This window comes from Bacillus sp. 205(2023) (genome assembly GCF_037027485.1).
Lineage (GTDB): Bacteria > Bacillota > Bacilli > Bacillales > Bacillaceae > Bacillus > Bacillus halotolerans.
In genome coordinates this window covers 248976-263190 of record NZ_JAXCHF010000004.1, presented here as the reverse complement: position 1 = coordinate 263190, position 14215 = coordinate 248976, and the positions used below count along the sequence as shown (strand labels likewise).

Genomic DNA, 14215 nt, shown 5'->3' with positions numbered 1-14215 from the left:
TGTGTCAAACGATGAAAAAAGAACTGAGCTTTCACGAAAAGCTGCTGAAGCTGACAAAACAGCAAAAAAAGAAAACCAATAAGCACGTATTTATCGCGATTCCGATCGTTTTTGTCCTCATGTTTGCTTTTATGTGGGCAGGCAAAGCAGAGACGCCAAAGGTTAAAACCTATTCAGATGACGTTCTTTCAGCCTCATTTGTAGGCGATATTATGATGGGGCGCTATGTTGAGAGAGTAACGGAACAAAAAGGGGTAAGCAGTATTTTTCAATACGTTGAGCCTATCTTTAAAGCATCAGACTACGTAGCCGGAAACTTTGAAAACCCGGTAACTTATAAAAAGAACTATAAGGAAGCAGAAAAAGAAATTCATCTGCAGACAAACAAGGAATCCGTAAAAGTCCTGAAGGATATGAATTTCACGGTCCTTAACGGCGCGAATAACCATGCCATGGATTACGGCGCACAGGGTATGAAAGATACACTTGAAGAATTTTCGAACCATAACCTCGATATCGTTGGGGCTGGATACAGCTTGAGCGATGCGAAAAAGAATATCTCATATCAAGAAGTAAATGGGGTAACAATCGCAACCCTTGGATTCACGGATGTATCCGGCAAAGGTTTCGCGGCTAAAAAGAATACACCGGGCGTGCTTCCCGCAGATCCGGAAGTCTTTATCCCTATGATTTCAGAAGCGAAAAAACATGCTGATGTCGTAGTTGTACAGTCACACTGGGGACAAGAGTATGATAATGATCCGAATGACCGTCAGCGCCAATTGGCAAGAGCTATGTCTGATGCAGGTGCCGATATTATCGTCGGCCATCACCCGCACGTCCTTGAACCGATCGAAGTCTATAACGGGACTGTCATCTTCTACAGTCTGGGGAACTTTGTGTTTGACCAAGGCTGGACAAGAACGAGAGACAGTGCGCTGGTGCAGTATCATTTGAAGAAAAACGGAACGGGACACTTTGAGGTAACGCCGATTGATATCCATGAAGCGACACCTGCCCCGGTTAAAAAAGGCAGTCTGAAACAGAAAACAATTATTCGCGAACTGACGAAAGACTCTAATTTCGCATGGGAAGTAGAAGACGGAAAACTGACTTTTGATGTCGATCACAGTGACAAACTAAAATCTAAATAATGGAGTGATATAAGATGAAATTTGTCAAAGCCATCTGGCCGTTTGTTGCCGTTGCAGTCGTGTTTATGTTTATGTCAGCTTTCAAATTCAACGATCAGCTGACTGATCAGGAAAAGCAGAAAATCGATACAGAAATTCATAAAATTCAACAGCAGGAAGAAACGGCAAACGCCGCTAAATAACACAATAAAAAAAGAGAATGTCTTACGAGACATTCTCTTTTTTTTATTTGCCATTTCGAAAGCCAGCATATTCATTCTGTAAAAATATCAAAAAGTCTCTTAACATATCTAGAAAAATACCGATGTTAAAACTGCAAATAGAGGAGGAGATAATAAAAGTGAACACACTGGCAAACTGGAAGAAGTTTTTGCTTGTGGCCGTTATGATTTGTTTTTTGGTTCCTATTATGACAAAAGCGGATATTGCGGAGGCTGATGCAAAATCTGACCTGATCATCAGTGAAGCAAAGAAACTGCTTGGGTATAAGTATAGATACGGCGGTGAAACTCCGAAAGAAGGCTTCGATTCATCTGGATTGATTCAATATGTTTTCGGTCAGGCTGATATTCATCTGCCGAGATCTGTGAACGACCAGTCAAAAGTCGGAACGGCAGTAAAGCCGGCAGATCTAAAACCAGGTGATATTTTATTTTTCAAAAAAGAGGGAAGCAGCGGGACTGCACCGACACACGCCGCTCTTTACATTGGAGACGGGCAAATGATTCACAGCACCCTATCAAAAGGGGTTATCGTCACAAACTACAAAAAAAGCAGCTATTGGAGCGGCTCTTACATTGGAGCGAAACGAGTCGCTGCCGATCCGGAGACTGCTGATGTGGCTGTTGTGCAGGAGGCCGAAAAATACCTCGGCATTCCGTACGTTTTTGGCGGAAGCACACCGTCAGAGGGCTTCGATTGCTCAGGGCTTGTGCAATATGTCTTTAAACAGGCGCTTGACATCTATCTGCCGAGATCAGCAGAGCAGCAGTGGGCAGTAGGCGAGAAGGTGGCGCTTCAGAACATTAAACCCGGTGATGTCATCTATTTCAGCAATACGTATAAAACAGGAATTTCGCATGCCGGCATTTATGCAGGAGGCGGAAGGTTCATTCAGGCGAGCCGGTCTGAAAAAGTAACCATTTCCTACTTATCAGAGGATTATTGGAAATCTAAGATGACAGGCATCCGCCGGTTTAACAACCTGACGATTCCGAAAGAAAATCCGATTGTGTCGGAGGCGACGCTCTATATCGGGGAAGTTCCTTACAAAAAGGGCGGGGTTTCTCCAGAAACAGGATTTGATACTTCTGGCTTTATCCAATATGTTTACCAGAAAGCGGCAGGCATTTCACTGCCCCGATACGCGACGAGCCAGTATAAAGCGGGAACAAAGGTTGATAAGGCTGACCTGAAACCGGGAGACATTGTCTTTTTCCAATCAACAAGCTTAAACCCGGCCATCTATATCGGAAATGGCCAAGTCGTTCATGTCACATTAACAAACGGTGTAACCATTACCAATATGAATACGAGCAAGTATTGGAAAGATAAATACGCGGGAAGTATTCGGGTGCAATAAAAAACAAAGACTCCAGAATCTCTGGAGTCTTTTCTTTATGCATATTGGCCGGATAGAAGCTGATCTATAAAGTGGGCCACACCATTTTCATCATTGCTTTTCGTCACGTAAGTGCTTTTTTCTTTCAGTTCATCAATCGCATTTTCCATGGCGATTCGGTGTCCTGCCACTTCGAACATGGATAAATCATTCGGACTGTCACCAATCGCATAGATATCTTGCGCCTCAATTCCGTATTTGCCGGCAAGCTCAGTCAGCGCGCGCCCTTTGCCGGAAGAGGCTGGGAGAATTTCGATAATGTGCTTTCCTGAAGAGGTTTGCGCCAGTTTTTTATGATGCTTCAGTTCTTCCTTCGCATGTCTCAGTTTTTCCATATCAAAGGAGAAGCAAAGGAGCTTGTAAATGTTTTCGCTGCCGTCGAAAATCGATTCGATATGCGGGATCGGTTTGATGCCGAACTGCTTGAACTGGGTCATGGCCCCTTTCCACAATTCATCCATGTTTTCATCTGGATTGGCGCTCCTTAAAATGTCAAGCTCTGCTTGAAGCTTAGATTCGCCGTCAAAAGGAGAAAGCAGATGGTCATCTGTATAGACCTCGAAGTAAATATTTTTTGAGAGCAGGTAATCAGCGATCGCTTTGCCGGCCTCTTGATCCATTAATGTCCGGCTGATCAGGCGGTAGCCTTTGTCATGAACCGTTCCGCCATTTGCCGCGATGATAGGGATATCCAAGCCTTCCAGCAGCGCTTTAACATCAAACGTTGCTCTTCCTGTGCAAATGGTAACGAGGATACCCGCATCAAGCGCCCGCTTGATAGCCGCTCTGTTTTCATTAGAAATGATGCTTTCCTTATTCAGCAATGTTCCGTCTAAATCAATCGCTATTAATTTCATATGTAGGGGAAACCTCCTTAATAATGAAGCTGCTTCGTGTAGTATGTTCAGCTTTCATACGAAAGATAAACCATATAGGACAAGGCTAAACCTTACGAACCTATTTTTCAACAATGAAATATGTAAAACGGGATGGCTGCACGCCATCCCGTTCATTATACACCTAAATCGTTTTGCAGCTCTTCTTTCACTTCCTGCAGTTTTTCCTGATTCAATCTGAAATAGTAGACGCCGCCAGGCTCATAGTCATAGCCTGTCAGCTGGATGGATTCAACCGACTTCAGTGAAGTGATAAATGGGAACAAGCCAATGGCATCTTTAAGAGATAGATTCATTTTTAAGTTTTCTCCCATTGTATCCACAATATCATCATAAGCCGGAATGGAGCTAAGTGATTTTGATTTATCGATAATGGCTTTCAGCACTTCCATTTGTCTTTGTCCGCGTAAAAGGTCACTGTCAGCTTTACGTGTTCTTACGTAAGCCAGCGCTTCCTCTCCATCAAGCGTGTGTGTGCCTTGTTGAAGGACAACTTTTCCTTTTGTATCCTTTTTGATTTGCTGGATGACTTTATCGCTTTTTACGTTGACTGTAACGCCATTCAGCTCATTTACCACGTCTTCAAACGCAGTGAAGTTGCTTTCGACTACATAATCAACGGGAATATCAAACATTTCTTCAACTGTTTTCACACTTAGATCTACGCCGCCATAGGCGTGGGCATGCGTAAACTTATCATAGCCATGGCCTGGAATATTCACATAGGCATCGCGCGGAATGCTCAGCATTTTGGCTGTTTTTTCTTTGCGGTTAAAGGTAATCAGTACATTCGCATCACTTCTGGCCTGGTCTACCGTCTCACCGTTTTTCTCCCTGGCATCAATACCTAAGAGCAATACAGAGAAAGAATCCTTTCCAGGATCAAACTCTTTAATCCGTTTTACAGATTGTTCTCCGCGAGCAAGACTGACGTGAGCTTCTTTAGAAGCGTTGTTCAGTTTGACATAAGCGTATGTGCCGACAGAACCTGCGGCAATGATGAGAAAAGCCATTACACCGGCTAATAATTTCACCCATTTTCTTAGGCGTCTCTTTTTCTTCTTATGTTGTGATCGTTCTTCCATATCAATACCTCACGTTTCATTAATATTTGAAGCGTACCATTCAATTTGCCATAGGGCAACTGCTGATAAGACAATATTCGATAAAAATTCCTATATTTATATGTTTTTGTTTTTAGAGATTGATGATGATGTGCTGAATCACCTTCTATTGGACGCCACTGGGGAAAAAAATGTTTCGGTGCAGTTGAAAAAAACGCCAGTAAATTAATGGATATTAGATGTCTGTACGTCTGCATAGGTTTATTTGCCAGAAAAATAGGCTAAAAGATTTCTAAAAAACTCCGTGGACAGTACCATTGGATTACTGATTGGAGAAAGGGAGTCATTTCTATGAAGAAGCAGTCAAATATATGGCTTTATTTTTTCGGCGCTCTTGGTGGCGCTTTATACGGCTATGATACCGGCGTCATTTCGGGAGCCATTTTATTTATGAAAAAGGATTTAGGCCTCAACGCCTTTACAGAAGGACTTGTTGTCAGCTCTTTATTAATCGGAGCGATACTCGGTTCCGGAGCGGCTGGCAAGCTGACGGACCGTTTTGGCAGGAAAAAAGCGATTATGGCTGCCGCGCTGCTGTTTTGTATAGGAGGATTGGGAGTTGCGCTTGCGCCAAATACAGGAGTGATGGTGCTCTTTAGAATCATTCTGGGACTGGCAGTCGGAACATCGACAACGATCGTGCCGCTGTATTTGTCTGAGCTGGCGCCAAAAGAGAAACGGGGTGCGCTGTCGTCCCTCAACCAGCTGATGATTACGGTCGGTATCCTGCTTTCCTATATCGTCAATTACATATTTGCCGATGCGGAAGCGTGGCGCTGGATGCTTGGATTGGCTGCCGTACCATCATTGCTCCTGCTCATTGGTATTTTGTTTATGCCTGAGAGCCCGCGCTGGCTGTTTACAAATGGTGAAGAGGGCAAAGCGAAGAAAGTTCTTCAAAGATTGCGGGGAACAAAGGATATTGATCAGGAAATCCATGATATTAAAGAAGCGGAAAAAGAGGACGAAGGCGGTCTGAAGGAGCTGTTCGATCCGTGGGTGCGCCCGGCGCTGATTGCCGGATTGGGACTGGCGTTTCTGCAGCAATTTATCGGTACGAACACAATCATTTATTATGCGCCGAAGACCTTTACAAACGTCGGGTTCGGAAACTCCGCCTCTATTTTAGGAACGGTCGGAATCGGAACAGTGAATGTTCTTATGACTCTTCTCGCCATTAAAATCATTGATAAAATCGGCAGAAAGCCGCTGCTGTTATTTGGGAATGCCGGGATGGTGATCAGCTTGATTGTCCTGGCTATGGTGAATCTCTTTTTCGATAACACCCCGGCCGCATCATGGACGACAGTCATTTGCTTAGGCGTGTTTATCGTTGTGTTTGCCGTCAGCTGGGGCCCGGTTGTCTGGGTGATGCTTCCTGAACTATTTCCGCTTCATGTGAGAGGCATCGGGACTGGAGTCTCCACCTTGATGCTGCACGCTGGAACTTTGATTGTTTCACTAACCTATCCAATTTTAATGGAAGCGATCGGCATCAGCTATTTATTCCTGATTTATGCTGCGATCGGCATTATGGCGTTTCTATTTGTCCGGTTTAAAGTGACAGAGACGAAAGGAAAAAGCCTTGAAGAAATCGAGCAGGATTTGCGCGATAAAAACGGCCAGGGAGGATCGGCAGGTAAACAGCAGACAGCGGGAACGTAAATCATATTCAAAAGGGTGCTGCCAACAGGCGCACCCTTTTTGCTGCTTACCTCCCAACTGTTCCAAAATTAATGATTTTGAACGAAATATCGTATGTGAACTCTGCCTCAGTGAACGTTTCATCCCAATGCCCTTTTACTTTATTCCAGTAATCCGGGTATTGAATCCGAACGTAGTCAGATAAAAAGATAGGGTCTGCTTTATACGTATGCTGCAGCTGATCCATAATCTGCTTGATATCGTGTTTCAGCTTTTTCTCAAAAATGTTTTCCAGCTTGCGCAAATAGCTCTCGCTAAAAGAATTTTCTCTTGGACTTTGATCTTCTGTCAGAATGCCTGATGTTTTGACAGAAATATGAAAGACAGGCTTTCCATTTTGAATGGCAGGTTTGATTTTTGATTTGGACTTCTTAATCTCAAATGTAATCGGAGATCCTTTTTCTTCCGCCGGCATGACGCCGCCTTGGATCGTCCCCATTACCCATGTCAGCGCTTGTGTTTCATCCGCTGAAAGAAATCCGACGAGTTTATTGCTGCCGCTTTTAATAATGCCAGCCCCGTCATACTTTGCTTTTCCCTTTTGGTTTTTCACGGCTTGAATGAGAAAACTGTAGCCGTTTTGGCAATAGATAGAAGCTCTTCCGATCCGAAGCGGCATCATAATTTTCCCGTTATATCCGCTGTTATTTGTCAGATCAATCAGCTTTTCGGAAGGCATCGGCAGCTGCTGATTTGGACTTCCTTCCGTGAAAATTTCTCCAGCTTCTCCTTTGGCTGCCATCAAATAGCTGCTTCTCCTCAGCTCATCATCCCGGATAAAATGGTTGAACAATTGATCCATATTTTGATTTTTCATTAGCTTTTCTCCCAAAAGAATCACTTTCAAATGATCGCTATAGATAGGAGGGTCCTTGATGGATACATCACTGACCGCTTCGAGAATGGTTTTCCCGCGGGAGGTCACATTGACAAATTCCGGTTTTCCTGATGCTTGGCTGTCTTCACTTTGGGGAAGAAGGTTTTGATAGGTTAATTTATACTGATGGTCATCAGTTTCATCGATTGCAAGTCCCCTGGCGAAAGACAGTTTTTCAATATTTTTGACATCCCAGCATCCGCAAAGCAGCTGCAGCATCAGAACCATTGCCGCAAGCTTTATTATTGTTTTCATTGCAGCTGCCCCCTCCCCAGCTTCTTCTGTACCCAGCTCAAAAACCAGATGAGAAATGGTATGATAATGACACCTAAAAATGCATATCCGAGAAGTGAACCGTAATAAAACACGGCATTCAGATCGTCAGGAAGCATTGTGAAGAAAAATGTAACAGCCAGCAGTGCAGCAAGCAGCCACGGATTGTTTTTATTTTTTAGGTGAAAGACATCTGTTAATCCGATATGCGCGCCTTTAAAGGAGCCGAGCATACATGCAAATTGCTGAGCTGTCCAAGTCAACTGTAAAAACAGGTCAAATCGTTCAATAAAAATCCCTGGGATTTCTAATGCGTGGATGAGTGAAATGGTCGGCCACGTCACTGTTTTAGCTTCAGCCATACTCATACAGCCAATGACAATAAACAAAGTAATGCTGTAGAAAACAGTTGAGGTTGCAATGCCCAAAGCGACAGCTTTTTTAACCTTCTTCGGATCTTTCATAAAGGGAATGAGATAAAAAATGACTTCAAATCCTGAAAAATATAAAAGGGTTTTAGGAAATAAAGAGAAAAAACTTTGATAGCCGCCTTCAAATACGGGTCGGATAAAATCTAACTGAAACAAACGAAAGCTAAACATCAGAAGCATCAGAAAAATAATAATAGTAACAGGAAAGATATACGCATATACCTTCGCAATGGGGTAAACGCCTCCGGCCACATGATAGATGGCAACTGCCAGAAAAATAATGACGACAACCGCCATCGGCGTGTTTTTTAATAGAAAGAATGCGACAACCTCTCCCAAGACCCGGGCTTGAAAGCATACGATACCGATAAAATAAAGGGTAATAAATACATTCAAAAAGAAACCGATCAATTTTCCGGCTGCAATGCTGTTGAGCTCAAAAATCGTTTTTCCGCTGTTTCGTTGAAGAAAAGGCAAAAAAAGCAGAGCATAAATAATAAAAATAATGCCCTGCAGCAGGATCATAATCCATCCGCTCGGACTTTCGGTTTCAGCGGCTGAGCGGGGAAGGGTTAAGACACCGGCACCGATCATTGTACTGCTTACCATAATAAGCGTCTGCATAAATGTAAGCTTGTCCTCTGATTGCATCATAGCCATCACCTTTGTCTGATTTTATCTTTTGTGTCTTTACGGGTAGGTCTCCTTTTTAAAAATAGGGTAGGGATGCGAATCACAGTGTCCTTTAAATCTTGTCCGGGCTGTGCCATTATGGGAATAATGTAATCTTGGCCAAAGCTTTTCAGTCGCATCAAGTGGCCGATCACAAACAGAAAGACCATGATGACGCCATACATGCCAAGCATCGCGGCACTTATCATGCCCGCAATGCGAATAATCCGCAGCGGAAAGTTAAAGGCGTATGAAGGAACGGTAAAGGATGCCAATGCGGTAATTGATACAACTATGACCATCAGTGCGCTGACGATTTGCGCTTGTACGGCTGCCTGTCCAATGACAACGCCTCCAATAAGCCCAATCGTCTGCCCGATCGGTTTTGGCAATCTTAAACCGGCTTCCCTGATCAGTTCTATCGTAAATATCATAATAAAGGCTTCGACAAAAGGCGGAAAGGGCACATTCAGCCTGCTGCCCGCAATCGAAATGGCCATTCTCGTCGGCAAAAGACCGGTGTGGAAGGAAACGAGAGAAATATATAAGCCGGGCAAATAAATGGTAATCAGGATGCTTGAATAACGAAGCAAACGAATAAGAGACATTGTAATCCAGCGCTGGCTGTAATCATCTGGTGAATGAATAAATTCATCCACCGTTGCCGGTACAATCAATGCAAATGGTGTACCATCTACTAATATGGAGACCCGTCCTTCTAACAATGAGCTTTCTACACGATCAGGCCGTTCAGTGCTTAAGATCGTGGGAAAGATTGAAAAGGGTTCATCTTCAATGAGCTGTTCAAGTGTGCCTGATTCCGGCAAATCATCTGTCGTGATGGATTTCAGCCGTTTAAACACTTCTTTTATGACATAATCAGGTGCAATATCCTGAATATAAGCGACAGCTATCTTTTTTTTCGTCCTTTTGCCTATTGTCATTTCTTTTATGACGAGATTAGGGTCACTCGTCCGCTCTCGCAAAAGCGCCGTGTTTGTCCGCAGTTTTTCAATAAAGCCTATCTTCGGCCCGCGTTCCACGATTTCTGAGGAAGGCTCTTCAAGGTTGCGCGTCATTAACGTTTTCGTATCAAATGCCAGCCCCGCGCTGTAACCATCGGCCAGCAAAATGGTATGTCCGGTAAAAATGAGCTGCTGTATTTCTTTTATTGTAGAAACAACGCTGTGATGATAGCCGAAAAAGAATGCTGATAAATCTTCAATCAAGCCTTCTTTTTGAGCTAACGCTTCTTTTTGTAAAGGAGAAATGACGTATTGCGCCAGAAGCTTATTTTCTGTCAAACCGTCAATATACAGCAGGCAAGCCTTCTGTCTGCTGTCTCCGAAAGAAAACGTATAAAACATGATATCGTCGTTTTGCCCCAATTTTTTTTTCAATGTTTCTACATTGTGCTGGAGATCAGAGTCGATTTGCATAGTTTCTCTCCTTTATAAAAACATATTGACGGTTTTTCTTAATTTGTATCAAAAAAGGAGAATTATTCTTCATAAGGAAAAGGCTGAAACAAACCTTCTTGTGAAAGTGATATAATAAAAAGGAAGCGTTTTCTCAAAAAGGGGTCATTGATACATAATGCTTTGTACATATGTTGTCAGTGAAAAGCAGACAGACATAGGGGCGTTTGTAAGGGGCACGCATCGGGAAAATAATGATCAGCCATTTAAAGGGGAGGGGTACGGATCATGACGCAATCACCGATTTTTTTCAAGCCAGTGTTTAAAGAAAGAATCTGGGGCGGCACCGCTTTACGCGATGTCTTCGGGTATGACATTCCATCAGAAACAACAGGGGAGTGCTGGGCCATTTCCGCTCATCCAAAAGGACCGAGCACTGTTGCGAATGGCCCGTATAAAGGAAAGACATTGACCGAGCTTTGGGATGAGCACCGGGAATTGTTCGGAGGCGTGGAGGGAGACCGGTTCCCGTTATTGACGAAGCTGCTGGACGTAAAAGAAGATATGTCGATTAAAGTCCATCCCGATGATTATTACGCTGGAGAGAACGAACAGGGAGAACTCGGCAAGACGGAGTGCTGGTATATTATTGACTGCAAAGAAAATGCAGAAATCATTTACGGACATACAGCGCGTTCAAAAACTGAGCTTGTCACAATGATTAACAGCGGTGACTGGGAAGGCCTGCTGCGAAGAATCAAGATTAAGCCGGGTGATTTCTATTATGTGCCGAGCGGTACGATACACGCTTTATGTAAAGGGACGATTGTGTTAGAGACCCAGCAAAATTCAGATGCCACATATCGGGTCTACGACTATGACCGTCTCGAAACAAGCAGCAAGCCAAGGGAGCTTCATTTTGCAAAAGCCATTAACGCGGCGACCGTTCCCCATGTGGACGGATATATAGACGAATCAACCGAATCACGAAAAGGAATAACAATTAAAACGTTTGTCCAAGGGGAATACTTTTCCGTCTATAAATGGGACATTAATGGAGAGGCTGAGCTTTCGCAGGATGAGAGCTTCTTGATATGCAGTGTAATAGAAGGAAGCGGTTCGCTTACGTATGGAAAAGAAACATGCCCGCTTAAAAAGGGCGATCACTTTATTTTGCCTTACAATATGTCCGACTTCACAATTAAAGGCACATGCACACTGATTGTGTCACACATGTAAACTTAATCTCACTTAGAGATTAAGTTTTTTATTTTTCAAAAATGGAATGGATTGACCTATAAATAGAGCATACGCGTGCCGATAAATAAACTAGTTTTATATACTCATTGAATAAGAAAGAGGAGAAGGAATGAAAAAGAGATTAATCGCACCGATGCTTCTGTCCGCCGCGTCCCTTGCCTTTTTTACCATAACCGGCTCTGCACAGGCTGCAGCGTATACGGATTACTCGATTTATAAGGTGGAGCCGGCAAAAACATTCAGTACAGAAAGCCAAGCCTCTCAGGCCGCCGCCAAATTGGAAAAAGACACAGGCTGGGATGCCTCCTATCAGGCTTCAGGCACAACAGCAACCTACCAAATTACCGCTACAGGCATACATAGCGAAGCACAAGCTAAAACCGTGCTGAGCGGACTGACAAAACAGACAGCCATTACAGGCACATCCAGTCCAGTCGGCAGCAAACAGCCGTATATGACCATCACGTCCGGCGCAATACCAAGTGAAAAACAGGCCAACACCCTGCTGGCCAAACTTAAGCAGGAAACAGGGGTATCCGGCGCTGTGAAGATGTCCGGCACAGCCCAGTTTTACATGAACGTGGTTACCTCGGAAATAGCAGATGAGATGAAGGTCAAGGAGCTTATCCAAGGCCTGACAAAGAAAACGGGGATAAAAAGCACGTATCAGCCCGTTACTCATGAAGTGTCTGTAACAAGCATTCAATCAGGCGCTATTATCGGAGACAGCAAGGCTGCGCAAGTCAAAAACGCATTCCAAAAAGAATCGGGACTGAAGGCATCATTAAAAGAAACAGCGAAAGGACAAGCCTATTACACGTTTACAACAGCCTCTATATCAGGTGAAGCCAATGCCAAGACTTTGTTACAGCAGCTGAAACAAAGTACCGGAATTACGGGAAGCTACAAGTCAATCAATCAAAAAACAACAGCAGACGTATACAATGTCCAATCGGCTTATTTCAGAGGGCTAAATACAGTGAAGGACGCCATCAGCCAAATCAAGAAAAACACTGGGGTGTCCGGGTATTATCAAAAGGTTGGCAAAAGCACATCATATACGGTAAACATGAAGAATTTGACAAAACAGCAGCTTCAAAAGGTCGACGCATTTTTCAAAAAGAAAAAATGGCATTACACGTCATCTGCCGTGAAAAAAACGGCAACGTCATCTGCCTATCAAATTACGACTGCACAGATTTTAGGTGAGCAGCAGGCCAACAAAGCTGCGGCCTTCTTCACACAGAAAAAAGTAAAGGCAACGAAAAAAGCGACTGGAAAAAAAGCCGAAAACCAATATCAGCTCATTTCTGAAGAAACAACAGACCAAGCAAAAGTTACAAAAGGTTTGAACGTTTTAAAGAAGAATAAGCTAAGTGCTGCAGCAAAAACAGTAAAAAAACAAACTGCCAACACGTTTAAAATTACAACTGAATCTCTGCTGGATGCGGCAAAAGTCAATGAAGCCATCACGTTCTTTAAATCGAATCAGATTTCAGCCGCAAGCAAAAAAACGGGTCAGACAGCAGGAAGTAAATATCAAATCACCACTGAGGCGATCATCAGCCAAGAGGACATCGATCGTGTACTTGCTTTTTTCAAAAAAAATAACGCCTCTGGCACAGCCGCGAAAACAGGCGCGACAGCATATACACAATACAAAATCCTGACATCTCAGCTCAGCAGCAAAACAGCATTGAACAATGGACTGAACTATTTTAAAGCTCAGCAGTTAAGCGCGAACTACACGACCAAAAGCAACACGCTTTATAAAATTAGCCTTAACGAGCAATTCACAGGCAATAGCGCAGCTTCAGCGGCATCAGCGAAGCTGAAACAATTATATGGATGGACATCATCCACTGTAAAAATAAAAAACGGTCCGCAAATCATGAAAACGAATTATAATCTCTCGCTTCGTGATATGGTTCAAAAACAAATGAAAGTCAGCCCGCAAACTGACGGTGCAGCTTACGTATCCCTCGCGTATATCAATACAGCAACCTCAACGGTTACAGCTGATGTACTCAACATCCGGTCAACGCCGGCAGTCAGTCCGACGAACGTCATCGGCCAATTAAAAAAAGGCGATAAAGTGAAAATCATCGGCCAGACAAACGGCTGGGCTAAAATCAATATGGGATGGAGAAACGCTAGCAGCGATGAAGTAGGACAATACGTTGACCCGAACAACTTTTCCAAGGACAGCAAATACTACTTCCAATTTCTTAAGCTGTCACAGACAGCCGGCCTCAGCGTTGCCGAGGTCAATCAGAAAGTGCTTGCGGGCAAAGGCATCCTGACAGGGAAAGCAAAGGCATTTATCGATGCCGCAACTAAGTACAGCATCAACGAGCTATACTTAATCTCACATGCTCTCCTTGAAACAGGCAACGGGACATCCGATTTGGCCAATGGTTTAACCTATAACGGAAGGACCGTTTATAACATGTACGGAATCGGCGCATACGATAGCAATCCGAACTATTACGGCGCCAAATACGCATACGAGCAAGGCTGGTTCACACCAGAAGCCGCCATTATCGGGGGCGCCAAGTTCATAGGCTCATCCTACATTCATAACACAGCCTACAATCAAGACACGTTATACAAGATGAGATGGTCAGCCACAGCTGCACACCAATACGCAACAGACATCGGCTGGGCGTACAAACAAGTAAACCGCATGTACAGCCTGTATTCATTACTGGATGGATACACACTGTATTATGATGTTCCGGAGTATCAATAAATAAAAAAACACCTTTTGCCGCGGCAAAAGGTG

General features: G+C 43.7%; 11 protein-coding genes. 6 read left to right on the top strand and 5 right to left on the bottom strand.

Annotated elements, in window-relative coordinates; translation table 11 throughout:
• The first annotated feature begins 11 nt into the window (after window positions 1–11).
• The 3 genes from pgsA to WA325_RS13320 all read left to right on the top strand — a co-directional run bounded on the left by pgsA (window position 12) and on the right by WA325_RS13320 (window position 2736).
• On the top strand, window positions 12–1154 hold the full coding sequence (gene pgsA, locus WA325_RS13330; protein WP_101865001.1) for a capsular polyglutamate synthetase PgsA: 1143 nt from the start codon (window positions 12–14) through the stop codon (window positions 1152–1154).
• Between the two features lie 14 nt (window positions 1155–1168).
• The gene (edmS, locus tag WA325_RS13325; protein ID WP_010332114.1) at window positions 1169–1336 is read left to right on the top strand and encodes an extrachromosomal elements maintenance protein EdmS; all 168 of its coding nucleotides are present in this window, start codon (window positions 1169–1171) and stop codon (window positions 1334–1336) included.
• Between the two features lie 158 nt (window positions 1337–1494).
• On the top strand, window positions 1495–2736 hold the full coding sequence (locus tag WA325_RS13320) for a C40 family peptidase (protein WP_227598620.1): 1242 nt from the start codon (window positions 1495–1497) through the stop codon (window positions 2734–2736).
• A gap of 35 nt (window positions 2737–2771) precedes the next feature.
• Here the strand turns inward: WA325_RS13320 and WA325_RS13315 are convergent, their stop codons facing one another.
• A complete protein-coding gene (locus WA325_RS13315; protein WP_202853587.1) occupies window positions 2772–3632 on the bottom strand; it encodes a Cof-type HAD-IIB family hydrolase in 861 nt (286 codons plus the stop codon).
• Window positions 3633–3787: 155 nt separating this feature from the next.
• Entirely contained in the window at window positions 3788–4756 is a 969-nt protein-coding gene (locus tag WA325_RS13310; RefSeq protein WP_105954047.1) for an LCP family protein, read from the bottom strand.
• Between the two features lie 330 nt (window positions 4757–5086).
• Here WA325_RS13310 and WA325_RS13305 point away from each other — a divergent pair, with 330 nt between their 5' ends.
• Window positions 5087–6460 carry a sugar porter family MFS transporter gene (locus WA325_RS13305; protein WP_044159562.1) on the top strand — a complete coding sequence of 458 codons (1374 nt, stop codon included), beginning with the start codon at window positions 5087–5089 and terminating at the stop codon, window positions 6458–6460.
• Between the two features lie 46 nt (window positions 6461–6506).
• Here the strand turns inward: WA325_RS13305 and WA325_RS13300 are convergent, their stop codons facing one another.
• Genes WA325_RS13300 through WA325_RS13290 form a run of 3 tightly spaced genes read right to left on the bottom strand, consistent with a single transcriptional unit; the run spans window position 6507 to window position 10191 of the window.
• Window positions 6507–7631, bottom strand: a complete 1125-nt coding sequence (locus WA325_RS13300) for a Ger(x)C family spore germination protein (RefSeq protein WP_336183763.1) — start codon at window positions 7629–7631, stop codon at window positions 6507–6509.
• On the bottom strand, window positions 7628–8734 hold the full coding sequence (locus tag WA325_RS13295) for a spore germination protein (protein WP_336183762.1): 1107 nt from the start codon (window positions 8732–8734) through the stop codon (window positions 7628–7630). Before WA325_RS13295 ends, WA325_RS13300 begins: the two co-directional genes overlap by 4 nt.
• Before the next feature lie 5 nt (window positions 8735–8739).
• Window positions 8740–10191 (bottom strand): spore germination protein, encoded by a 1452-nt coding sequence (locus WA325_RS13290; protein WP_336183761.1) that lies wholly within the window; start codon window positions 10189–10191, stop codon window positions 8740–8742.
• Between the two features lie 267 nt (window positions 10192–10458).
• On the opposite strand from WA325_RS13290, the gene manA reads away from it, so the two are divergent.
• Both manA and WA325_RS13280 read left to right on the top strand, forming a co-directional pair.
• Entirely contained in the window at window positions 10459–11409 is a 951-nt protein-coding gene (gene manA / locus WA325_RS13285) for a mannose-6-phosphate isomerase, class I (protein ID WP_336183760.1), read from the top strand.
• A 130-nt stretch (window positions 11410–11539) separates the two neighbouring features.
• Complete coding sequence (locus WA325_RS13280) at window positions 11540–14182, top strand: glucosaminidase domain-containing protein (protein WP_336183759.1); 2643 nt, start codon at window positions 11540–11542, stop codon at window positions 14180–14182.
• The last annotated feature ends 33 nt before the right edge of the window (window positions 14183–14215 follow it).